25 protein-coding genes are annotated in these 19,429 nt (G+C 71.0%); 13 read left to right on the top strand and 12 right to left on the bottom strand.

The window, feature by feature from the left end; all coding sequences use genetic code 11:
* Nucleotides 1-267 precede the first annotated feature (267 nt).
* Together MOTC310_RS29850 and MOTC310_RS29855 are read left to right on the top strand one after the other, a co-directional pair.
* On the top strand, nucleotides 268-1,164 hold the full coding sequence (locus MOTC310_RS29850; protein ID WP_331304375.1) for a DUF4167 domain-containing protein: 897 nt from the start codon (nucleotides 268-270) through the stop codon (nucleotides 1,162-1,164).
* Complete coding sequence (locus MOTC310_RS29855; protein ID WP_331304376.1) at nucleotides 1,125-1,337, top strand: hypothetical protein; 213 nt, start codon at nucleotides 1,125-1,127, stop codon at nucleotides 1,335-1,337. The genes MOTC310_RS29850 and MOTC310_RS29855 overlap by 40 nt, the downstream gene beginning before the upstream one ends.
* 69 nt (nucleotides 1,338-1,406) lie before the next feature.
* On the opposite strand, the gene MOTC310_RS29860 is transcribed toward MOTC310_RS29855, so the two are convergent.
* The 4 genes from MOTC310_RS29860 to MOTC310_RS29875 form a co-directional block, all read right to left on the bottom strand.
* The gene (locus MOTC310_RS29860; protein WP_331304377.1) at nucleotides 1,407-2,159 is read right to left on the bottom strand and encodes a hypothetical protein; all 753 of its coding nucleotides are present in this window, start codon (nucleotides 2,157-2,159) and stop codon (nucleotides 1,407-1,409) included.
* A gap of 11 nt (nucleotides 2,160-2,170) precedes the next feature.
* Entirely contained in the window at nucleotides 2,171-2,896 is a 726-nt protein-coding gene (locus MOTC310_RS29865) for an RlmE family RNA methyltransferase (protein WP_331292212.1), read from the bottom strand.
* 10 nt (nucleotides 2,897-2,906) lie between these two features.
* A complete protein-coding gene (locus MOTC310_RS29870) occupies nucleotides 2,907-3,989 on the bottom strand; it encodes a Ppx/GppA phosphatase family protein (protein WP_331292211.1) in 1,083 nt (360 codons plus the stop codon).
* 110 nt (nucleotides 3,990-4,099) lie between these two features.
* On the bottom strand, nucleotides 4,100-4,573 hold the full coding sequence (locus tag MOTC310_RS29875) for a response regulator (RefSeq protein WP_012317168.1): 474 nt from the start codon (nucleotides 4,571-4,573) through the stop codon (nucleotides 4,100-4,102).
* Between the two features lie 314 nt (nucleotides 4,574-4,887).
* Here MOTC310_RS29875 and MOTC310_RS29880 point away from each other — a divergent pair, with 314 nt between their 5' ends.
* The 6 genes from MOTC310_RS29880 to adh all read left to right on the top strand — a co-directional run bounded on the left by MOTC310_RS29880 (nucleotide 4,888) and on the right by adh (nucleotide 10,200).
* Complete coding sequence (locus MOTC310_RS29880) at nucleotides 4,888-5,673, top strand: cold-shock protein (RefSeq protein WP_331304378.1); 786 nt, start codon at nucleotides 4,888-4,890, stop codon at nucleotides 5,671-5,673.
* Between the two features lie 97 nt (nucleotides 5,674-5,770).
* Nucleotides 5,771-6,037 carry a hypothetical protein gene (locus MOTC310_RS29885; protein ID WP_331304379.1) on the top strand — a complete coding sequence of 89 codons (267 nt, stop codon included), beginning with the start codon at nucleotides 5,771-5,773 and terminating at the stop codon, nucleotides 6,035-6,037.
* Between the two features lie 160 nt (nucleotides 6,038-6,197).
* Nucleotides 6,198-6,509: an iron transporter gene (locus MOTC310_RS29890; RefSeq protein ID WP_331304380.1), complete on the top strand. Its 312-nt coding sequence runs from the start codon at nucleotides 6,198-6,200 to the stop codon at nucleotides 6,507-6,509.
* A gap of 26 nt (nucleotides 6,510-6,535) precedes the next feature.
* The gene (locus tag MOTC310_RS29895; RefSeq protein WP_331304506.1) at nucleotides 6,536-8,029 is read left to right on the top strand and encodes a PepSY-associated TM helix domain-containing protein; all 1,494 of its coding nucleotides are present in this window, start codon (nucleotides 6,536-6,538) and stop codon (nucleotides 8,027-8,029) included.
* A complete protein-coding gene (locus MOTC310_RS29900; RefSeq protein ID WP_331304381.1) occupies nucleotides 8,026-8,373 on the top strand; it encodes a DUF3325 domain-containing protein in 348 nt (115 codons plus the stop codon). Before MOTC310_RS29895 ends, MOTC310_RS29900 begins: the two co-directional genes overlap by 4 nt.
* Before the next feature lie 303 nt (nucleotides 8,374-8,676).
* Nucleotides 8,677-10,200 carry an aldehyde dehydrogenase gene (gene adh / locus MOTC310_RS29905; RefSeq protein ID WP_331292203.1) on the top strand — a complete coding sequence of 508 codons (1,524 nt, stop codon included), beginning with the start codon at nucleotides 8,677-8,679 and terminating at the stop codon, nucleotides 10,198-10,200.
* Nucleotides 10,201-10,280: 80 nt separating this feature from the next.
* Here the strand turns inward: adh and MOTC310_RS29910 are convergent, their stop codons facing one another.
* Nucleotides 10,281-10,580, bottom strand: a complete 300-nt coding sequence (locus MOTC310_RS29910; RefSeq protein WP_331304382.1) for a hypothetical protein — start codon at nucleotides 10,578-10,580, stop codon at nucleotides 10,281-10,283.
* A 148-nt stretch (nucleotides 10,581-10,728) separates the two neighbouring features.
* Here MOTC310_RS29910 and MOTC310_RS29915 point away from each other — a divergent pair, with 148 nt between their 5' ends.
* The 3 genes from MOTC310_RS29915 to MOTC310_RS29925 are packed head-to-tail and all read left to right on the top strand — an operon-like array spanning nucleotide 10,729 to nucleotide 12,032.
* Nucleotides 10,729-11,154: a DUF779 domain-containing protein gene (locus MOTC310_RS29915; protein ID WP_331292201.1), complete on the top strand. Its 426-nt coding sequence runs from the start codon at nucleotides 10,729-10,731 to the stop codon at nucleotides 11,152-11,154.
* Between the two features lie 27 nt (nucleotides 11,155-11,181).
* A complete protein-coding gene (locus tag MOTC310_RS29920) occupies nucleotides 11,182-11,595 on the top strand; it encodes a carboxymuconolactone decarboxylase family protein (RefSeq protein WP_331304383.1) in 414 nt (137 codons plus the stop codon).
* A complete protein-coding gene (locus MOTC310_RS29925; protein ID WP_331304384.1) occupies nucleotides 11,592-12,032 on the top strand; it encodes a cupin domain-containing protein in 441 nt (146 codons plus the stop codon). The genes MOTC310_RS29920 and MOTC310_RS29925 overlap by 4 nt, the downstream gene beginning before the upstream one ends.
* 4 nt (nucleotides 12,033-12,036) lie before the next feature.
* Here the strand turns inward: MOTC310_RS29925 and MOTC310_RS29930 are convergent, their stop codons facing one another.
* The 7 genes from MOTC310_RS29930 to gap form a co-directional block, all read right to left on the bottom strand.
* On the bottom strand, nucleotides 12,037-13,089 hold the full coding sequence (locus MOTC310_RS29930; RefSeq protein ID WP_331292197.1) for a tetratricopeptide repeat protein: 1,053 nt from the start codon (nucleotides 13,087-13,089) through the stop codon (nucleotides 12,037-12,039).
* Nucleotides 13,086-13,730: a thiamine phosphate synthase gene (locus MOTC310_RS29935; RefSeq protein ID WP_331304385.1), complete on the bottom strand. Its 645-nt coding sequence runs from the start codon at nucleotides 13,728-13,730 to the stop codon at nucleotides 13,086-13,088. The genes MOTC310_RS29930 and MOTC310_RS29935 overlap by 4 nt, the downstream gene beginning before the upstream one ends.
* A gap of 19 nt (nucleotides 13,731-13,749) precedes the next feature.
* Entirely contained in the window at nucleotides 13,750-14,820 is a 1,071-nt protein-coding gene (gene fba, locus MOTC310_RS29940) for a class II fructose-bisphosphate aldolase (protein WP_331304386.1), read from the bottom strand.
* Nucleotides 14,821-14,883: 63 nt separating this feature from the next.
* Nucleotides 14,884-15,174, bottom strand: a complete 291-nt coding sequence (locus MOTC310_RS29945; RefSeq protein ID WP_331304387.1) for a hypothetical protein — start codon at nucleotides 15,172-15,174, stop codon at nucleotides 14,884-14,886.
* Between the two features lie 136 nt (nucleotides 15,175-15,310).
* Nucleotides 15,311-16,513, bottom strand: coding sequence for a phosphoglycerate kinase (locus MOTC310_RS29950; protein ID WP_331304388.1), 1,203 nt, complete (start codon nucleotides 16,511-16,513; stop codon nucleotides 15,311-15,313).
* Nucleotides 16,514-16,548: 35 nt separating this feature from the next.
* A complete protein-coding gene (locus MOTC310_RS29955) occupies nucleotides 16,549-17,034 on the bottom strand; it encodes a hypothetical protein (protein WP_331292192.1) in 486 nt (161 codons plus the stop codon).
* An 89-nt stretch (nucleotides 17,035-17,123) separates the two neighbouring features.
* Nucleotides 17,124-18,128: a type I glyceraldehyde-3-phosphate dehydrogenase gene (gene gap / locus MOTC310_RS29960; protein WP_012317185.1), complete on the bottom strand. Its 1,005-nt coding sequence runs from the start codon at nucleotides 18,126-18,128 to the stop codon at nucleotides 17,124-17,126.
* Nucleotides 18,129-18,578: 450 nt separating this feature from the next.
* Here gap and MOTC310_RS29965 point away from each other — a divergent pair, with 450 nt between their 5' ends.
* Together MOTC310_RS29965 and MOTC310_RS29970 are read left to right on the top strand one after the other, a co-directional pair.
* Nucleotides 18,579-18,863, top strand: a complete 285-nt coding sequence (locus MOTC310_RS29965) for a DUF4164 family protein (protein ID WP_331304389.1) — start codon at nucleotides 18,579-18,581, stop codon at nucleotides 18,861-18,863.
* Nucleotides 18,864-18,905: 42 nt separating this feature from the next.
* Nucleotides 18,906-19,277 (top strand): cell division protein ZapA, encoded by a 372-nt coding sequence (locus MOTC310_RS29970; RefSeq protein WP_331292190.1) that lies wholly within the window; start codon nucleotides 18,906-18,908, stop codon nucleotides 19,275-19,277.
* Nucleotides 19,278-19,429: the final 152 nt, after the last annotated feature.

Consider the following 19,429-nt stretch of genomic DNA (forward strand, 5'->3'; position numbering starts at 1 on the left):
CACCGTCGAACCAGAACGCGCCGGTACCAGCGCGGCGGGACGACACATTCGAACCTGACAATCGACTGAGGATCGGCGGCTTTCACCGGGCGCCCGGTTCGAGGGATGGTCAGGCAGACGCGCGGACCGAAGAGCGGTCCCACGCGCGGCGCCGCCGGATGCGCTTGGCCGGACTGCGCCACGAGATCCGTCCGGGCGCCTCCGTAGACAGTCGTTTGCGTGAACGAGGGTCATTACAGACCGATGAGACCAAACCAGAATCGACGGATGCGCGGCCGGAACCGGCCGAAGGGTCCGAATCCGCTGACGCGCTCCTACGAATCCAACGGTCCCGACGTCAAAATCCGCGGCACCGCGCAGCACATCGCCGACAAATACGCGCAGCTCGCGCGGGATGCTCTGGCGGCCGGCGACCCGGTCGCGGCCGAGAACTACTTCCAGCACGGCGAGCACTACTTCCGCATTGTATCCGGCGCTCAGGATCAAAATCGTCCGGCCAATACCGGCGGATATGCCAGTCGTCCCTACGACGACGACATGGAGGACGGTGACGACGACGGCCAGGGCAGTGGCGGTTCGCAGAACGGTCACGGCTATAACGGCTACGACGACAACGATCCCGGCCAGCAGCCGCAGCCCTACGAGAGCCGGCCGGACGGGAACCAGGACGGGCGTCAGGGCCGTGACCGGTTCCAGAACCGCGATCAGCGCCGGTTCGACAACAACGGGCGCCAGGATTACCGGCGTCAGGATCAGCCGCGCCAGGACTATCAGCGCCAGGACTACCAGCGGCAGGATTATCGCCAGGAGAACCGGCAGGAGAACCGGCAGGATCGCCAGGATTACGGCCGTCCGGATTTCCGCCCGGAGCGGCACGAGGGCCGTCAGGATCGGCAGGACCGTCCGGCGCGCGTCGCCCTGACCGGCCTGACCATCGCCGAGCAGTTCCGCGACGACGGCCAGGACGTGCTGTTCTTCGTCGACAACATCTTCCGCTTCACCCAGGCGGGCTCCGAGGTGTCGGCGCTTCTCGGCCGCATCCCGTCGGCGGTGGGCTACCAGCCGACGCTCGCCACCGACATGGGCGCCCTCCAGGAGCGCATCACCACGAGGCGCCGCCGGTCGTGGAGGCCGAGGAGCCGACGGGCCTGCCGGCCTTCCTGATGGCCCCGGCGCGTCCCGCGGCCGCGGCCGAGCCGTCCAGCGCTCCCGAGCCGGAGGCGTCCGCCGAGGAGACACCGGCCGCCAAGCCCCGCCGCCGTCGGCGCCCGCGCTTCGAGAGCGCCGCGGACGAGGGGGGCGCGACCACGCCGGCGGCGGACGCGCCGACCGAGTGAGCCAGCATCACGGGTGACACCGTAGAGAGGCCGTTCCGGGCAACCGGGACGGCCTTTTCCGTGGCCGGCTCAGCGCCGCGCGGCCTTCCAGTCGGTGTAGCCGTTCACCCGGTGGATCAGGCGGTGACTTCGGCCGATCTCGCCGAACGGCGCGATCTCCCAGTCCCAGGTCGCCTCCGCGGGCGGCACAGTGATCCCGAACAGCAGGTCGCGGCTGTCGGTGGTGCGGCCGGTCCGGTCCTCCTCGCGCTGCACCGTGTCGGTGATCAGGCAGACGCGCTCGACGCGTCGCGCGAGCGCGTCCAGGGCCGCCAAGTGGGCGTCGACGAGATGCGCGCCGAGCCGGGGCGGCGCCTCGCGACCCCTTGCCTCGTGAGCGTCGATCGGGACGAGCGGGAGCTGCGACAGCAGATTCGCCGAGACGATCAGGTCCGCGGAGGTGCAGCGATCGGTCCAGGACCCGGAGAGGCCGGCACTGATGTCGGCGGTCACGAGCGCGACCTTCGCGTTTCGGCGGGCGGCGAGGCGCGCCGGCCAGGGATGGGCGGCGTCCACGAGGCTGACCCGGTCGAAGAGGCGGGCGAGATCGCCGAGCGGCACGTCGTCGAGCAGGCCCGAGCCGAGGACCACCGCGTGCCGGCGTTGCCGGGTCGACTCGGCGGCGGCCGTGATCACGCCCCGCGCCCGCGCGAGGTGGGGCGCCCAGGCCGCCCGGCAGCGGCGCGAGCGGGCGTGGAGCAGGCCGCTCTGCCGGACATAGCCGAGTCGGCGCAGCGAGAGCGGCGCCGGGTTGAGCACGGACAGGGCCCAGGCGAGGAGCATCGCCGGGCGGCTCAGTCCTCGTCGGAGGGCGCGACCCGGGCGGTCGTGCCGCGGTAGCCGGTCGCCAGGACGTAGAGCTCGCTCGAATCCGCCCGGCTCGCGGCGGGCTTGACGTGGCGCACCGTGGCGAAGTCGCGCTTCAGGTCGGTGAGCAGCGCGCCCTCGGTGCCGCCCTGGAGCACTTTGGCGAGGTAGGCGCCCCCGGGACCCAGGATCTCGCGCGCGAATTCGGCCGCGGTCTCGGCGAGGCCGATGATGCGGAGGTGATCGGTCTTCTTGTGGCCGGTGGCGTTGGCGGCCATGTCGGACATCACGAGGTCGGCCGGGCCGCCCAGCATGCCGGTCAGCCGCGCCGGGGCCTCGGGGTCGAGGAAGTCCAGGGTGATGAACTCGACCCCGGCCATCGGCTCGATCTCCAGGAGATCGATGCCCACGACCCGGCCCGTCGGCCCGACCACCCGCGCGGCGACCTGCGACCAGCCCCCCGGCGCGGCGCCGAGATCGACGATCTTCTGGCCGGGCCGCAGGAGCTTGTAGCGCTCGTCGATCTCGAGGAGCTTGTAGGCCGCCCGCGACCGGTAGCCCTCGCGCTTGGCGCGCGCCACGTAGGGATCGTTGAGCTGGCGCTCGAGCCAGCGCTTCTGGGACAGGGTCCGTCCGCGCCCGGTCTTCACCCGCTGCTTCAGGTCGCCGCGAACTCCGCCGCCGGAACTCGCGCCGCCGCGCCGGTCGCTCATCGCGCCGCCCTCATCGGACCGCCTTCCGGTTCCAGACCCCGTCCTCCCGCATCATGTTCATCAGCAATCCTTCGCGCAGGCCGCGATCGGCGATGCGCAGGCGCTCCGAGGGGAATGCCCGGCGGATCGCCTCGAGTATCGCGCAGCCCGCGAGCACGAGATCGGCGCGGTCGCGGCCGATGCACGGGTTGTCGGCGCGCTGCTCCAGCCGCGTGTCGAGCAGATCGTCGATGGCGGTCGAGACCGCGTCGTCGCTCATCCACAATCCGTCCACGCGCCGCCGCTCGTAGCGGGCGAGCCGCAGATGCATCGCCGCGATGGTCGTCACGGTCCCGGAGGTGCCGAGGAGGTGAAAATGCGGCGCCGTCGCCGCGGGGGCGGCCCGGAGCGCGAAGGCTGAGAGCTTCTCGGCCACCTCCTCGACCATGCCCTCGAACATGCGCCGGGTGACTTCGGCACCGCCGTGGCGCTCGGCCAGCGTCACAACGCCGACCGGCAGCGAATCCCAGGCCCGGATCCGCAGGGTCGGGTCGGTCGAGGGGTTGGCGGCCGCGCCGTCCAGCCACGCGATCTCGGTCGAGCCGCCGCCGATGTCGAAAATGATGACCGATTCGGCCAGCGGATCCGCGAGCGCCGCGCAGCCGGTGACCGCGAGATAGGCCTCGGTCTGCCGGTCGACGATCTCGAGGTCGAGGCCGACGCCGCGGCGCACGTGCTCCACGAAGGCGGCGCCGTTCACCGCGAGGCGGCAGGCTTCCGTGGCGATGATCTTGGCGCGCTGCACGCCGCGGGCCTGCATCTTGGCCCGGCAGATCCGGAGGGCCTCCACGGTCCGCTCGATCGCCGCCTCGCTCAGGCGATCGGACGTGCCGAGGCCCTCGCCGAGGCGCACGATCCGCGAGAACGCATCGATCACGCGGAAGCCGCTGAAGGTCGGCTCCGCGACCAGCAGGCGGCAATTGTTGGTGCCGAGATCGAGCGCCGCGTAGGCGGCACGGCGACGCTCGCGGCCCGGCACGGGGGCTTGCGTCTGGAGCGGCACCGCGCCGGTCTGGATTCGGGACGGCGCGGCCGCGGCGGTCTCGTCCCTCATCGGCGCGGCCGTCGATCCTTCGGGTCGGCCTTGAGCAGCGCGCTCGGCCTTTCTTGATCTGCGACCCTACAGGCTCGGCGGGGAACTGCAACGTCCCATCGCGGTCGCGGTCAGGCGACGGCCTTCATGGCGCTGGCCCTGCGCGGGATCGGGCGCAGGAGGCTCTTCACCTGCGAGTAGGGGCGGGGCCGGTTGATCACCTCGTCCAGCCGCGACCACAGGGTCTTGGGCGAGAACGGCTTGGCGATGATCTCGTTGACGCCGAGCGCGACCGCCCGGTCGACCACGTTGCGGCGGGGCTGGGCCAGCATCAGGATGATCGGGATCGTGGGGCAGGGGGAGGTGGTCGGCGTCCGCGCCAGCCGGATGAACTCCTCGCCCGAGAGGATCGACAGGTCCCAGTCGATGATGCTGATGTCGGGCTTGCTCTCGGCGAGCACGCCGAGCGCCTCGGCCCCGTCCGGCGCTTCGAGCACGCGCTTGATGCCGACTCGCATCAGCATGTCGCGCACGATTCGGCGGATGTAGAGACTCTCGTCGACCACAAGAGCGGAGAGATCGGGGAAAGTCGGTGTCGCGATCATGGCCGGCCGGTTCTGCGGGGCGCGGCGCCGAGTCTAGCCGGACAGCCTTTGCGTTTCGCTAACGCCTTCCCTCGAATGAGAAAGGGCCGGCCCGGAAGCGGGAGCGGACTCCGTTGTTTGCCGCAAGAAAGTAACGAAACGGGCGCCTCTGAGCCAAGAAGGTCCTTGCGGTCAAGGCCCGATTGCGTCAGGACTGGGGCGTTATTCTTGGTTACCGCGACCTGGGGTAATGATAGTGCGGGGCGTGGGCTGTCTGGGATGGCGCGCACGCGGTATTCGAGACAAGGGCGGCGGACGGTTTTTGCGAGCTTTCTATGGGACGTGGTCGTGATTTCAGAGGGCCGCAGAAGCGCGGCTTCGACGAGAGTGGCGAGCCGAGATGGCCTGATCAGGCTCCCCCGAGCGGCGGATACGGCGGCGGCGGTTTCGGCGGTGGCGGCGGTGGTTTCGGCGGGGGCGGTTTCGATCGCGGCCCGTCGCGTGGCGCGGCTCCGGTCGCGTCCGGACCGGAGCGCGATGCGACGGTCAAGTGGTTCAACAAGGAGAAGGGCTTCGGCTTCGTCGAACTCGGCGACGGCTCGGGCGATGCCTTCCTCCACATCCGCGCTGTCGAGGCGGCCGGCCACGACGATCTGATGCCGGGCACCCGGCTGACGGTCACGACGGCCCAGGGCCAGAAGGGCCCGCAGGTCACGAGCGTCACCAGCGTCGACACCTCCACAGCCGAGGCGCCCGCGCCCCGGCGTGAGTTCCGTCCGCGCACCGGCGGCTACGGCGCTGGTGCCGGCGGCGGCTATGGCGACCGCGACCGCGGTGGTTACGGCGGCGGTGGCGGCTACGGCGGCGGCGGTGGTGGCGGCGGCGGTGGCCGTTTCGCCAGCGGCCCGTCGGTCGAGATGAGCGGCACCGTGAAGTGGTACGATCCCGCCAAGGGCTTCGGCTTCGTCTCGGTCAACGACGGCGGCAAGGACGTGTTCGTGCACCGCTCCGCGCTGTCCCGCGCCGGCCTCGATTCGCTCGCCGAGGGCCAGCAGGTCACGCTCGGCGTGGTCGAGGGCCAGAAGGGCCGCGAGGCCCAGAGCATCAACGTCGAGGATTGAGGATCACGCGGCGGTCTCTCTCCCGCCGCGATCCGCGCGAAGACTCCGAGGCGGCGGCTCCCTGCGGGCCGCCGCCTTCCTCGTTTCGGGACGACCCATGCGCCGCCTAGTGCTGTCTACGGCCCTGATGTTGCTCGCGGGGAGCGCCCAGGCTGAGGACTTCACGGGCTTCTACGCCGGGATCAACGCGGGCTACGGCTGGGGAGACGCGCGCGGCGGCCGCGCCGCCGGAGCGGCGCCCGGATCCACCGCGGCCTTCCCCGAACCGGATCCCGGAGCCGATCTGCCGCCCAGCGCCCGGAACGCGGCCGTGGCGATCCGCAAGTCCGGCCGCGCCGGTGCACCGGCCAAGGCCGCCCCGTGAGCGATGCGCCGCGCGCGGGAGACGACCTCCGGGCACGCTGCCGCGCAGAGTCCTAAACACCTCTTTTCACACTGGAATCGTTCCGGAACATTGGCGTTGCGCCGCGGCCTCGGCCGCTGCTAGGTCGCGCCATGGGCTCACGGGAACGAGAGGTGGCGCCATGAGCGCCCGTGCCATGCCGACGCTGGCCGATCGCGCGGCGGTCGCGGGCCGGGTTCTGCTCGCGGTGTTCGGCGGCTACGCCGTCGCCGCCCTGGCCACCGCGCTGCTGGCGCTCATCCTTCCCGGCCCTCGGGCCGAAGCGGTCTCGGCCGGGACGTTGGCGAGCTTCGCCATCATGGCGGGGGCGGTGATCTGGGTGTTCGCGGCTCGCACCCTCGGACGGGCGGCCGTGGTCCTCGGCCTGACGGCGCTCCTTCTGATCGGTGCCCTGTGGCTCGCCGGCGCGTTCGCGCACGGAGCGGGCGCTTGAGCCCGGCCCGGAGCTTCCGCCGGTCGATGGCGTGGCTGCACACCTGGTCCGGCCTGGTGGTCGGCTGGGTGCTGTTCGCGATCTTCGTGACCGGCACCGCCAGCTACTACCGCACCGACATCTCGCACTGGATGCGGCCCGAACTGTCCGCGACGGCGCTGGATCCCGCGGCGGCGGCCACGCGGGCGGGGGCGTTCCTGCGCCGGACCATGCCGGACGCGGCCGGCTGGTCGATCAAGCTGCCGAGCGCCGAGACCCCGGCCGTCGAGGTCTACTGGTGGCCGCATCTGGACGGCCCCTTCCACCGCGCGCTCCTCGATCCCGCGACGGGCGAGCCCGCGCGTGTCCGCGACACGCGCGGCGGCGACTTCCTGTACCGATTCCACTTCGAGTTGAGCCTGCCGCCGATCTGGGGCCGCTGGATCGTGTCGGCCTGCGCCATGGTGCTGCTGATCGCCCTGATCTCCGGGATCGTGACGCACCGGCGCATCTTCGCCGACTTCTTCACTTTCCGGCGCGACCGCTCGGCCCAGCGCGGCTGGCTCGACGCCCACAACGTGGTCGGCGTGCTGGCCCTGCCGTTCCACCTGATGATCGTCTACACGGGCCTCGTCACCCTCTCGGCGACGCTGATGCCCTGGGGCGTGAAGGCGGTCTACGGCGACGACGTGCTGCGCTACTACGCCGAGGCCGGCCTCGCGACGCCGGGCGCGGCCCCGGCCGGAGGCCCCGGCACGCCGCTGCCGCTCGGCGCGATCGTCGCCCGGGCGGCGGCGGCCGGCGGGGAGGTGCCCGAGGTGATGCTGGTCACCCAGCCCGGCGATGCCGGTGCCACCGTGACAGCCTATTTCGAGGAGCCGCACGGGCTCGCGCACCTGCACCCGCAGATCGCCTACGCGGCCGATACCGGCACGGAGATCGCCCGGGTCGGCGAGGCCGGCGCGGCGACCCGGACCGGGGCCGTGATGGCGGGGCTGCACGAGGCGCACTTCGCCGCCGCACCCCTGCGCCTCCTGTTCTTCCTCTGCGGCGCGATGGGCGCCGCCGCGGTCGCGAGCGGCCTCGTGCTCTGGACCGTGGCGCGGGCGCCGAAGGGTGCGGATCCCGCGGGTTTCGGCCTGCGCCTCGTGCGGTTCCTCAATCTCGGCACCATCGCGGGTCTGCCGGTCGGGCTCGCCGCCTATCTGCTGGCGAACCGGCTGCTGCCCGACGGTCTCGAGGCCCGGGCCGACTGGGAGGTGCGCGCGTTCTTCGCCGCCTGGGCCGCCGCCGCGCTCGCCGCGTCGCTCTATCCGCGGCAGCGGGCGTGGGCGCTCGCCCTCGCCGTGCCCGGCTGCGCCTTCCTGGCGATCCCGCTGGTGGACGCGGTCCTCGTCGGTCAGCAGCGCTTCCTCGCCTTCGACGCCGCCATGGGGGCCGTGGGCGTCACACTCGGCCTCGGATCCCGGCTGGCGGCCCGGCGGAAGCCGGCGGCGGCGCGCCCGGCCACGGCCAGCCTGTCACGCACGGTCGAAGCATGACATCCGCCGCGCTGATCCTCAGCCTGCTCCTGAGCTTCTCGGGCTTCGCCGCCCTGGCCCTCAGCCTCGACCGGCATCATCGGGCCGCCTACCGCATGGGCGTGCCGAGAGCGCGGGTCGGCAGCCTGCGGATGGCGGGCTGGTGCGGGCTCGGCCTCTCGTTCGCGGCGTCGATCGCGGCGGCCGGCTGGGATTTCGGCCCGGTCCAGTGGATCGGATCGCTGACGGGGGCCGCCCTGGCCGTGGTGGCGATCATCGCCTTTCGGCCGACCTGGCTGCGCAACGCGGCCCTGGCGGCGTTGCCGCTCGCGGCGGTGGCCGTTCCGCTCGCCCTGCTCGGCTGAGCTGCGGGCTCCCCGAAGCCGCCGTGATTCGGTTGGTCGTCGGGACCCTTCGGTCGCCGCTCGACGGCCGTCCCGACGACGCTTGGCCGGGGAATTTTTGCCCGCTCGCGATGACGACGGGAAGGGCGTAGGATCGGCCCACTCGCGCACTGGCCAAAAGTCCACCTTGATTCGACAGGCCAAAAGCCATTGGCTGCGAACAGAGCGGAAGCGGATGCGGCCCCCACGGTCGGTCGCCCGAGCGCCAGCTTAAGCCCAAGAGCCGCGGTTCGCGAGGCCGGGGCCCACGGAGGGAACATAGCCATGAACAAGCCGGAATTCCTCGGCGACTCGAAGGTCAAGTCGCCCTTCTCGGCCCGGTACGACAACTTCATCGGCGGCCAATGGGTCGCCCCCGCGGCCGGCCGCTACTTCGAGAACACCTCGCCGATCACCGGCAAGGTGGTGTGCGAGGTCGCTCGCTCCGACGCGCAGGACGTGGAGAAGGCCCTCGACGCCGCCCACGCCGCCAAGGAGGCCTGGGGCCGCACGGCGCCGGCCGAGCGCGCCCGAATCCTCCTCAAGATGGCCGACCGGATGGAGGAGAACCTCGATCTGCTCGCGCTCGCCGAGACCTGGGACAACGGCAAGCCGATCCGCGAGACGACCCACGCCGACATCCCGCTGGCCATCGACCATTTCCGCTACTTCGCCGGCTGCGTGCGGGCGCAGGAAGGCTCGATCTCCGAGATCGACCACGACACGGTCGCCTACCACTTCCACGAGCCGCTGGGCGTCGTCGGCCAGATCATCCCGTGGAACTTCCCGATCCTGATGGCGGTGTGGAAGCTCGCCCCCGCGCTCGCCGCCGGCAACTGCGTGGTCTTGAAGCCCGCCGAGCAGACCCCGGCCTCCGTCCTTGTGCTGGCCGAGATCGTCGGCGACCTGCTGCCCCCGGGCGTGCTGAACATCGTCAACGGCTTCGGCCTCGAGGCGGGCAAGCCGCTCGCCTCCTCGCCGCGGATCGCCAAGATCGCCTTCACGGGTGAGACGACCACCGGCCGCCTCATCATGCAGTACGCGTCGCAGAACCTGATCCCGGTGACGCTGGAGCTCGGCGGCAAGTCGCCGAACATCTTCTTCGCCGACGTGGCGAACGAGGACGACGACTTCTTCGACAAGGCCCTCGAGGGCTTCACGATGTTCGCCCTCAACCAGGGCGAGGTCTGCACCTGCCCGAGCCGCGCGCTCGTGCACGAATCGATCTACGACCGGTTCATGGAGCGCGCGGTGAAGCGCGTCGAGGCGATCACCCAGGGTTCGCCGCTGGATCCGGCCACGATGATCGGCGCCCAGGCCTCGGGCGAGCAGATGGAGAAGATCCTCTCCTACATCGACATCGGCCGGCAGGAGGGCGCGCAGCTGCTCACGGGCGGCGAGCGCAACGTAAAGGACGGCGAGTTCGCCGAGGGCTTCTACGTGAAGCCGACCGTGTTCCGCGGCCACAACAAGATGCGCATCTTCCAGGAGGAGATCTTCGGGCCGGTCCTGTCGGTCACGACGTTCAAGGACGATGCCGAGGCGCTCTCCATCGCCAACGACACGCTCTACGGCCTCGGCGCCGGCGTCTGGACCCGCGACGGGACCCGCGCCTACCGCTTCGGCCGGGCGATCCAGGCCGGGCGCGTCTGGACGAACTGCTACCACGCCTACCCGGCCCACGCGGCCTTCGGCGGCTACAAGCAGTCCGGCATCGGCCGCGAGACCCACAAGATGATGCTCGATCACTACCAGCAGACCAAGAACATGCTGGTCAGCTACTCGGCCAAGAAGCTCGGATTCTTCTGAGTTTCTTCCCGGGTTAACCCCCCGAGACAACTTCAGCCCCGGCCGAGAGGCCGGGGCTTTTTCGATCCCGGATCACCCGGTCAGTCGAGGCCGAAGCCGTAGCCTTCGAACGGCGCGTCGACGATCGAGCCGGGAGCCATCGACCCGGCATCGCCGCTGACGCTCGGCACGTCGTCCGGCGGGCCGTCCCAGCCGACCACGCCCATGGGGTTGTCGGGCGTGACATTGGGATTTCCCGCGACGCGCCACGCGTGCTGCACGAACAGAGGATGCTCGCGGGGCTGGACGCGGAGGACGAGCGGTTCGGCGGCGGCGGACCCGGCGAGACCGACCAGGGCCAGGATGAGGCAGGCGCGACGCGTTCGAACAGACATGGACATGGTGTGCGCTCCCGGTCCGCCGGGCGGTGATCGCCGCCCTTCGGCGACACAACGCGCGACGCGACCATCCGGGGTCGGCATCCTTCGCGCCGGCAGGTGGAAACCCGCCGGGGACAACGCATATTTAAACATCGACCGGGAGGACGGCATGAGTTCGAACCAGACCGCGGACGCCAACGTCGCCGAGCAGGCCGGCATCGACGGAACACCCCTGCGGGTCACCGCCACCCCGGCGGCCCTCGCCCTGATCGACGAGCTGAGGAGCGAGTACGGCCCGGTCATGTTCCATCAATCGGGCGGCTGTTGCGACGGCTCCTCGCCCATGTGCTACCCGGTGGGCGACTTCCTGGTGAGCGACGGCGACGTGAATCTCGGCACGGTGGGAGGTGCGGACTTCTTCATCAGCCGTTCGCAGTTCGCGGTCTGGAAGCACACGCACCTGATCCTCGACGTCGTGCCGGGCCGCGGCGGCATGTTCTCGCTGGAGAACGGGCGGGAGAAGCGCTTCCATATCCGCTCGCGCCTCTTCTCCGAGGCGGAGAACCGCGCGCTCGATGGGGCGTGCAAGCTCTGAGGACGGGGGACGCGGGGAGGGGCTGCCATGGCGACCGTGAAGCTCTGGTCCGACGCCGAGGCGGACGCCGACCCGCGCGTCCGCGCGGTCTTCGCCGATATCCGGACGACCCGCGGGTCGGATTTCGTCAACAATTTCTGGCGGGGGCTCGCGAACGATCCGGCGCTGCTCGAGCGGACTTGGTCCACCCTGAAGATCGTCATGGGGCCGGGGACCCTCGATCCCCTGACCAAGGAACTGGTCTACATCGCGGTCTCGATCGCCAATGGCTGTCCGTACTGCATCCACTCTCACACCGCGGCGGCGCGGGCCAAGGGCTTGACGGAGGCCCAGCACGGCGAGTTCCTGGCGGTGGTCGGGATGGCCAACCAGACCAACGCGCTGGTCAACGGTATGCAGATCCCCGTCGATCCCGCCTTCAGAGTGGAGGAAGGTTCATGAGTACCGCGTCCGGCACGGAGAAGCAGGGGTTCCGGGTGGTGCACGAGAGTGCGCCCTTCCGCGGCAAGCAGGGCCACATCTACCGGCCGGCGGTCTCGGCGGAGGCCGTTGGGTCGAAGGCGCTGCACATGCAGCTCCTCGAGATTCCGCCCGGCGAGCGGGCCCACGCCCACAAGCACGAATCTCACGAGACGGCGATCTACGTGCTGTCGGGCGTGTCGGGCTGCTTCTGGGGCGAGCGGCTGGAGAACCACGCGATCGCGGGCGCCGGCGAGTTCGTCTACATCGCCGCCGACGTGCCGCACCTGCCCTACAATCGCAGCCAGACCGAGCCCGTCACCGCGGTGATCGCCCGGACGGATCCGAACGAGCAGGAGAGCGTCGTCCTGCTGCCGCACCTCGAGGCCGGCGTCGACTGGTCGAAGGCCGAGGCCTAGCGGCTCAGCGCTGCTCGATCCGCTCGTTGGCGAGGCGCTCCGCCCGGCTGCGCTCGTCGGCCGAGAGACCGGAGAGGGTCTGATCCAGCCACGCGTCGGACAGGCCCTGCCCGGCGGCCGCCAGATTCCACGCGGCCGCCTCCACGGGATTCTTGGCGACGCCGCGGCCCACCGCGTAGAGCCGCGCGACGCGGTTTTGCGCGATGGCGTTGCCGCGCGAGGCCGCGTGCAGGAAGTACCGGGCGGCCGCCCGCTCGTCCTTGGTGACGCCGGTGCCGTTGAACAGCAGGATCGCGTACTCGACCTCGCTGGCGAGATCGCCGTTGTCGGCGCCGCGCCGGAACAGCTCCGCGGCCTTCGACGGATCCTTCGGCACGCCGCGCCCCTGCAGGTAGAGCACGCCCAGATCGTGCTGGGCCGGGCCGATCTCGGCGTCGGACGCCTTGCGGAACTGCGCGGCGGCCGCCGCCTCGTCGGCCGTGGCGCCGGTGCCGATCAGGATCAGGCCGAGATTGTAGGCCGCGGTCGGCGAGCCGTGGGCCGTCGCCTGCTCGAGCCAGCGCCGCCCGGCCTTCGGGTCCTTCGGCATGCCGCGGCCGTCGAGGGCCATCAGCCCCAGGGAGGCCATGGCGGAGGCGTCGTTCTGCGCGGCCGCCAGGCGGTACCAGTCGGCCGCCTTGACCGGGTCCTGCTTCACGCCGAGGCCCTGATTGTACAGCTCCCCGAGCAGCGTCATGGCGGCGGCGTCCTTGGGATTCGCCTCGATGCGCTTCGTCGCCTCGCGGAAGGCGGTGACGTACTGGCCCTTCTGATAGGCGCCGTAGGCGAAATCCGGCGGCTGGCCGCCCGCCGGCGGCACGGCGCCGCGCGAGTAGTTCGGCGTGTACGGGCTCGGCAGTTCCGGCATCGGCGTCTTGCCGGTCTGCGCCGCGGGGCCGATCGAGCCGGGCGCCGCGGTCCGGGCCGGATCGGCCGGTCCCGAGGCCCCCCAGGCCGGCAGCGCCAGCAGCGCGGCGCCGGCGAAGACCGCCAGACGACGGGCGTCGCGGCCTCTCACGCCTCGGACTCCCGGACGGCGCGCTGGGCCCGCTCGACCGCGCCCGGATCCTGCAGCCAGAGGCCGCTCTCCAGGCCCACGAATTCCGCCCCCGTCGCGGCGAGCGGCGCGATCTCGTCGGCGGCGGCCGCCACCGCGATGCACGGCGTCTCGAAGATCTCGGCCCACCACGCGGCGCGGACCCGCACGGTCTCCGCCTCGGGCGCGACGCCGTCCGGGTACAGGCCGCCGAACATCAGGTAGTCGATCCCGGCCTCGCCGGCCTCCATCGCGCCGTGCTTGGTCTCCAGGCCGCCGGCGCCGAGGATTCGCCCGTCCCGGAGCCGACCGCGCAGGTCCTTCAGGTCGCGCGGCTTGTCGACGTGGATGCCGTCGGCCCCGCCGCGGATCGCCACCGCGGCGAGGTCGCCGGTGAAGCCCGGGCAGGCGACGACCAGGGCCGCGCCGCGCTCCTGCACGATCGGGGCGACCGATTTGACGCGGGCCGTCAGCCCGCGCTCGTCGGTGGCGGCGAGCCGCAGGATCACGGCGGCGACGTCGCCAGATTCGCAGGCGGCCTTCAGGGCCGTCACGAAATCCGCGATGCCCTCCGCGTCGAGACCGTGCGGTCCGAGCAGGGCGAGACGGGCGCTGTTGCTCATGGAAGCCGAGAACCCGCGCCTACTGCGGGCCGATCTTCGGGTCGAGGGCGCCGCTGGCGTAGCGCTTGGCCATCTCGGCGACGGAGATCGGACGGATCTTCGAGCCCTTGCCCGCGGTGTTGAACTCCTCGAAGCGCTGCTGGCAGAGCTTCGTCATCGCCTCCATGGCGGGCTTCAGGTACTTGCGCGGGTCGAACTCGGAGGGGTTCTCGGTGAGGACCTTCCGGATCTGGCCGGTCATCGCCATGCGATTGTCGGTGTCGATGTTGATCTTGCGCACGCCGTGCTTGATGCCGCGCTGGATCTCCTCGACCGGGACGCCCCAGGTCGGCTTCATCTGGCCGCCGTACTGGTTGATGATGTCCTGCAGATCCTGCGGCACCGACGACGAGCCGTGCATGACGAGGTGGGTCGTCGGCAGGCGGCGGTGGATCTCCTCGATCACGTTCATCGCCAGCACCTCGCCGTCGGGCTTGCGGGTGAACTTGTAGGCGCCGTGGCTCGTGCCCATGGCGACCGCCAGCGCGTCCACCTTGGTCGCCTCGACGAACTTTACCGCCTCGTCCGGGTCGGTCAGGAGCTGGTCGTGGCTGAGGGTGCCCTCGGCGCCGTGGCCGTCCTCGGCCTCGCCCTGGCCGCTCTCGAGCGAGCCGAGCACACCCAGCTCGCCCTCGACCGAGACGCCGGCCCAGTGGGCCATCTTGGTGACGTTGCGGGTGATCTCGACATTGTAATTGTAGTCAGCCGGGGTCTTGCCGTCGGCTTTCAGCGAGCCGTCCATCATCACGGAGGTGAAGCCGTACTGGATAGCGGTGGCGCAGGTGGCTTCGTTGTTGCCGTGGTCGAGATGCATGCAGACCGGGATGTGCGGGTAGATCTCGACGAGGCCGTCGATCAGCTTGGCCAGCACGACGTCGTTGGCGTAGGCGCGGGCGCCGCGGCTCGCCTGGAGGATCACCGGCGAGTCGGTGGCGTCGGCGGCCGCCATGATGGCGAGCCCCTGCTCCATGTTGTTCAGGTTGAAGGCGGGCACGCCGTACTCGTACTCAGCGGCGTGGTCGAGGAGCTGCCGGAGGGTGATGCGTGCCATCGTGCGTGTCTTCCCGTTTCCCGTTTCGTCGTCCGCCCGATCGCCGGAGGTCCCGTGAGGCCCTCAGCTGAGCTGTGTCGTGCCGCTCTGCCGGGTGCCTCGCTTTCGGTCAATCTCCGGCGCGGCGCAGGGCATTCTTTCGGCGGATGATCCTCGAAGGGTCCGGTTCTCCGGAGCAGCCACGCGGTCCTCGGCCGCGCTGAACCGCGCGTCGACATCGCCCGCCGTGGCCCGCCTCATCACGAGCATCCCGGCCGCGTTCCGGCGATCCGCCCGCATGCCGAGATCGCGACGATCGATCCGCGCGCCGAGCCTGCCGAAGCGCGTCACCGACTCGGCGCGCAGATACGCCAAGCCCGCCTGGATGCTCGTCAGGATCGCGAAGGTCGCGTTCTCCACGTTGTCACCCGTCGACTCGCCCCCCCGGCCGATGAGGGCCGGCGATAGAGATAGGGTCGGGCCGCCGGGGGAGGAGAGCAAGACGGCCGTCTCAGGCCTTCGCCCGCAGCGCCTCGACGCCCGGGAGAGCCTTGCCTTCCAGCCACTCGAGGAAGGCGCCGCCGGCGGTCGAGACGTAGGTGAAATCCTGCGCGACGCCGGCATGGTTGAGGGCGGCCACGGTGTCGCCGCCGCCCGCCACCGAGACGAGCTGGCCGTCCTTCGTCCGCGCTGCCGCGTGCTTGGCGGCGGCCACGGTCGCGGCGTCGAACGGGGCGAGCTCGAAGGCGCCCAGCGGGCCGTTCCACACCAGGGTCTTGGCCCCGTCGATGGCGGCGTTGATCTCGGCGACCGAGCGCGGACCGGCATCGAGGATCATGCTCGTATCCGGAACGGCATCCACCGGCACGGTCTCGTGGGGGGCCTGCGCCTTGAACTCGGTCGCGGCGACGGCGTCGACAGGCAGGATGATCCGGCAGCCGGCCTTCTCGGCCGCCGCCAGGATGCGCGTGGCGGTCTCGGCGAGATCCTTCTCGCAGAGGGACTTGCCCACGGCCTTGCCCTGCGCGTGCAGGAACGTGTTGGCCATGCCGCCGCCGATCACCAGCATGTCGACCTTGGCGACGAGGTTCTCGAGGAGGTCGATCTTTGAGGAGACCTTGGCGCCCCCGACCAGCGCGATCACCGGGCGCTGGGGCGATTCCAGCCCCTTGGTGAGAGCGTCGAGCTCGGCCTGCATCTCGCGGCCCGCGTAGGCCGGCAGCCGGTGCGCCAGGCCCTCGGTGGAGGCGTGCGCGCGGTGGGCCGCCGAGAACGCCTCGTTGACGTAGACGTCGCCGTTCGCCGCCAGGGCGTCCGCGAAGGCCGCGTCGTTCTTCTCCTCGCCCGCATGGTAGCGGGTGTTCTCGAGGAGGAGGACGTCGCCGTCCTTCAGGGCCGCCACCGCCTGCGCGGCCGCGTCGCCGACGCAGTCCGCCGCGAACGCGACGCTGCGCCCCAGGGCCGTGCCGAGGGCGGGTACCACCGGCTCCAGTGAATCCTTAGGCTCGCGCTTGCCCTTCGGGCGGCCGAAATGGGCGAGCAGGATCACCTTGGCGCCCTGCGCGGCGACTTCCCGGATCGTCGGCGCGACGCGCTCGATCCGGGTCGCGTCGGTCACCCGGCCGTTCTCCATGGGCACGTTCAGGTCGACGCGCATGAGGACCCGCTTGCCCTTGAGGGAGCCGGCGTCGTCGAGGGTGCGGAAGGCGCTCATGCGGTCTGGTGCGGTCCTGTGCGGGGCGACGGGAATTACTGGACGGTCGTGCCGATGGCGGCGCGCTGCGGCAGCAGGCGGTCGAGATTGAGCCGCTGGACGGCGACCATCAGAACGACGGTCAGGATGGCCGTGATGACGGCGGTAAGGACCAGAGCCCCGGTCCCGGGCAGGCGCCGGGTGCGCTCGGCGAGGCCGCGCATCTCCGTCCGGAGCGCCGCGAGGTCGGACTGGCGCGCGGATTCATTCATCCGGTTCGCGGCATTCTCGACCTTGTCCTCGACCCGGGACAGCAGCGCCTCGGAGCGGGCGTACTTGTCCTCGATGCGCGAGCACTTGTCCTCGATCCGCGCGAGCTGGTCGAAGAGCTGGTTGGCCGGGAGCGCGTGCGACGGGACCGCGGACGCGGAAGGTGCGGCCGTCTGTGCAGCGGTCTGCGCGGTGGGCGGCGGCGGAGCCGGCCTGGGGGCGGGCGGCACGGCAGCCGGCCCGCTCGACGTGCCCTGCGAAGCGTCGGTCATCCCTGGAGAGTCCCTGGTTCGAAGATAGGCCGTCCGAAGAGAGGTGCGGCCGCCGTCCCGTCAGGGGGCGGCGACCGCAGCAGTCCGGCTCAGATGAGCTTGGCCATCGCCACGGCCGTGTCGGCCATGCGGTTCGAGAAGCCCCACTCGTTGTCGTACCAGGTCAGGATGCGCACCAGCACGCCGTCCATGACCTTGGTCTGATCGAGGTGGAAGGTCGACGAATGCGGATCGTGGTTGAAGTCGATCGAGACGTTCGGCCGGTCGGTGACCCCGAGGACGCCCTTGAGCGGGCCGGAAGCGGCGGCCTTGATGGCGTCGTTAATCTCCTGGACCGTGGTCGCGCGCTTGGCCGTGAAGACGAGGTCCACCGCCGAAACGTTCGGGGTTGGCACGCGGATGGCGGTGCCGTCGAGCTTGCCCTTGAGCTCCGGGAGCACGAGGCCGACGGCCTTGGCGGCGCCGGTCGAGGTCGGGATCATCGAGAGCGCCGCGGCGCGGGCCCGGTAGAGATCCTTGTGCATCTGGTCGAGCGAGGGCTGGTCGTTCGTGTAGGAGTGGATCGTGGTCATGAAGCCGCGCTCGATGCCGACGGCCTCGTCCAGCACCTTCGCCACCGGAGCGAGGCAGTTCGTGGTGCAGGAGGCGTTCGACACGACGTGGTGCTCGCCCGTGAGCTTGTCGTGGTTGACGCCGTAGACCACCGTCAGGTCGGCGCCGTCGGCCGGGGCCGAGACAAGGACGCGCTTGGCGCCGGCGTCGAGATGGGCCTTGGCCTTGTCCTTCGAGGTGAAGATGCCGGTGCATTCCAGCGCGATGTCGACGCCGAGATCGCGGTGCGGCAACTCGGCCGGGTTGCGCACGGCCGTGACCTTGATGCGCTTGCCGTTCACCACCAGGAACTCGCCGTCCACCGCGACCTCGCCGGGGAAGCGGCCGTGCACGGAATCGTAGCGGAGCAGGTGGGCGTTGGTCTCCACCGGGCCGAGATCGTTGATCGCCACGACCTCGATGTCGCTGCGGCCGGCTTCCGCGATCGCGCGCAGGACGTTGCGGCCGATGCGTCCGAACCCGTTGATGGCAACCTTCGTCACGGCGTGACTCCTTCCTGATGCGGCTCGCCGCGCGCCGGACCTCGGGGGCGGTCCGTGGAGCGGTCTCGGCGGCCCGCCATACCGTCCGGGCCGGGCCGGGCGGGATCTGGGCGGGCGGGTTTGAACCTGCGATGAACCGGACCGGGAGAGGCCGGGCTTCCAAGCCCGTGACCGTCGGATCGGACGGTGCCGGCTGTGGCCTCGGAACTGTCGCGGACCGGCCCTCCGGCATGTCTCGCGCGGTCCCTCTCGGGATCGCGCGGCTGTCTAGCATGGCGCCTCGACCTGTCAAACGCGTCGCTGTGACAAAGACCTTCGATCCACCGACCAATAAACAGGGTTCGCGTCGATCCATTCGGTCAACGGCCGGATCGGGGATCCAGCGCGTTTTCGCGCTGGAATTTCGCCTGCATTCGACGGAAAGCTTCGCGTCGGGGTAGACGAAGAACCATGGCCGACGAGACCGAGACCTGTTCCATCGACGATGCGCTCAGCCGGCTCGAGGCGGCGATCAACCGCCTCGACGCTGTCGTCCAGCGCCGCCTCGAGACGGACGCGCAGCCCGACGACCGGGACGCGGAACTCGCCCTCATGGACGAGGATCGGGCCCGGCTCGCCGCCGCCCTCGATGCGGCGAGCGCCCGCCTCGCCACGGTCTCGGCGACGACCGGAGAGGTCGGCCACCGCCTCGACCGGGCCATCGAAACCGTTCAGGATGTGCTCGGACGCGCCTGATCCCACCGCCCACGCCTGTCGGAGCGACCAGCGGAGTCATCCTTGCCGCAGATCAACGTGACCATCGACGGCCGCAGCTACCGCATGGCCTGCGGCGAGGGGGAGGAGGCGCATCTCACGGGCCTCGCCGCGACCCTCGATGGGCGCATCGCCGAGATGCGCAAGAGCTTCGGCGAGATCGGCGACATGCGCCTGCAGGTGATGGCGGCGCTGACCATCGCCGACGAAGTCGCGGAGCTGCGGTCGCGGATCGCGGCGCTGGAAACCGACGTCGGCCAGCTGCGCGCCGCCGCCGAGATCGCGGATCGGGGCCGGGCCGAGGACGCCGAGCGGGCGGCGTTCGGCATCGGTCGGGCGGCCGAGCATATCGGGAAGCTCGCCGACGCCCTGAGCGCGTCGGCGCCGAGGGCCTGACGCCCGGCGTGCAGATGCGGGTGGAGGCGCGCGACCGTTGCAGCGGCCGCTCAGAGGCAGTCCTGAGCGAACCGCGTCCGAATGGACCGCGGCCGCAATGCCCGCCGTTCCGGGCCGCGCCGGGGCCGAGGACGCCGTGCTGGTCGACGCTG

Origin of the sequence: Methylobacterium oryzae (genome assembly GCF_036441375.1) — a bacterium.
GTDB classification, from domain to species: Bacteria; Pseudomonadota; Alphaproteobacteria; order Rhizobiales; family Beijerinckiaceae; genus Methylobacterium; species Methylobacterium oryzae_A.

Coding starts and splice junctions, on each gene's coding strand:
- MOTC310_RS29850 (WP_331304375.1), top strand. CDS start 268: ATGCGCGGCCGGAACCGGCCGAAGGGTCCGAATCCGCTGACGCGCTCC.
- MOTC310_RS29860 (WP_331304377.1), bottom strand. CDS start 2,159: ATGCTCCTCGCCTGGGCCCTGTCCGTGCTCAACCCGGCGCCGCTCTCG.
- MOTC310_RS29865 (WP_331292212.1), bottom strand. CDS start 2,896: ATGAGCGACCGGCGCGGCGGCGCGAGTTCCGGCGGCGGAGTTCGCGGC.
- MOTC310_RS29870 (WP_331292211.1), bottom strand. CDS start 3,989: ATGAGGGACGAGACCGCCGCGGCCGCGCCGTCCCGAATCCAGACCGGC.
- MOTC310_RS29875 (WP_012317168.1), bottom strand. CDS start 4,573: ATGATCGCGACACCGACTTTCCCCGATCTCTCCGCTCTTGTGGTCGAC.
- MOTC310_RS29880 (WP_331304378.1), top strand. CDS start 4,888: ATGGGACGTGGTCGTGATTTCAGAGGGCCGCAGAAGCGCGGCTTCGAC.
- MOTC310_RS29885 (WP_331304379.1), top strand. CDS start 5,771: ATGCGCCGCCTAGTGCTGTCTACGGCCCTGATGTTGCTCGCGGGGAGC.
- MOTC310_RS29890 (WP_331304380.1), top strand. CDS start 6,198: ATGAGCGCCCGTGCCATGCCGACGCTGGCCGATCGCGCGGCGGTCGCG.
- MOTC310_RS29895 (WP_331304506.1), top strand. CDS start 6,536: ATGGCGTGGCTGCACACCTGGTCCGGCCTGGTGGTCGGCTGGGTGCTG.
- MOTC310_RS29900 (WP_331304381.1), top strand. CDS start 8,026: ATGACATCCGCCGCGCTGATCCTCAGCCTGCTCCTGAGCTTCTCGGGC.
- adh (WP_331292203.1), top strand. CDS start 8,677: ATGAACAAGCCGGAATTCCTCGGCGACTCGAAGGTCAAGTCGCCCTTC.
- MOTC310_RS29910 (WP_331304382.1), bottom strand. CDS start 10,580: ATGTCCATGTCTGTTCGAACGCGTCGCGCCTGCCTCATCCTGGCCCTG.
- MOTC310_RS29915 (WP_331292201.1), top strand. CDS start 10,729: ATGAGTTCGAACCAGACCGCGGACGCCAACGTCGCCGAGCAGGCCGGC.
- MOTC310_RS29920 (WP_331304383.1), top strand. CDS start 11,182: ATGGCGACCGTGAAGCTCTGGTCCGACGCCGAGGCGGACGCCGACCCG.
- MOTC310_RS29925 (WP_331304384.1), top strand. CDS start 11,592: ATGAGTACCGCGTCCGGCACGGAGAAGCAGGGGTTCCGGGTGGTGCAC.
- MOTC310_RS29935 (WP_331304385.1), bottom strand. CDS start 13,730: ATGAGCAACAGCGCCCGTCTCGCCCTGCTCGGACCGCACGGTCTCGAC.
- fba (WP_331304386.1), bottom strand. CDS start 14,820: ATGGCACGCATCACCCTCCGGCAGCTCCTCGACCACGCCGCTGAGTAC.
- MOTC310_RS29950 (WP_331304388.1), bottom strand. CDS start 16,513: ATGAGCGCCTTCCGCACCCTCGACGACGCCGGCTCCCTCAAGGGCAAG.
- MOTC310_RS29955 (WP_331292192.1), bottom strand. CDS start 17,034: ATGACCGACGCTTCGCAGGGCACGTCGAGCGGGCCGGCTGCCGTGCCG.
- MOTC310_RS29965 (WP_331304389.1), top strand. CDS start 18,579: ATGGCCGACGAGACCGAGACCTGTTCCATCGACGATGCGCTCAGCCGG.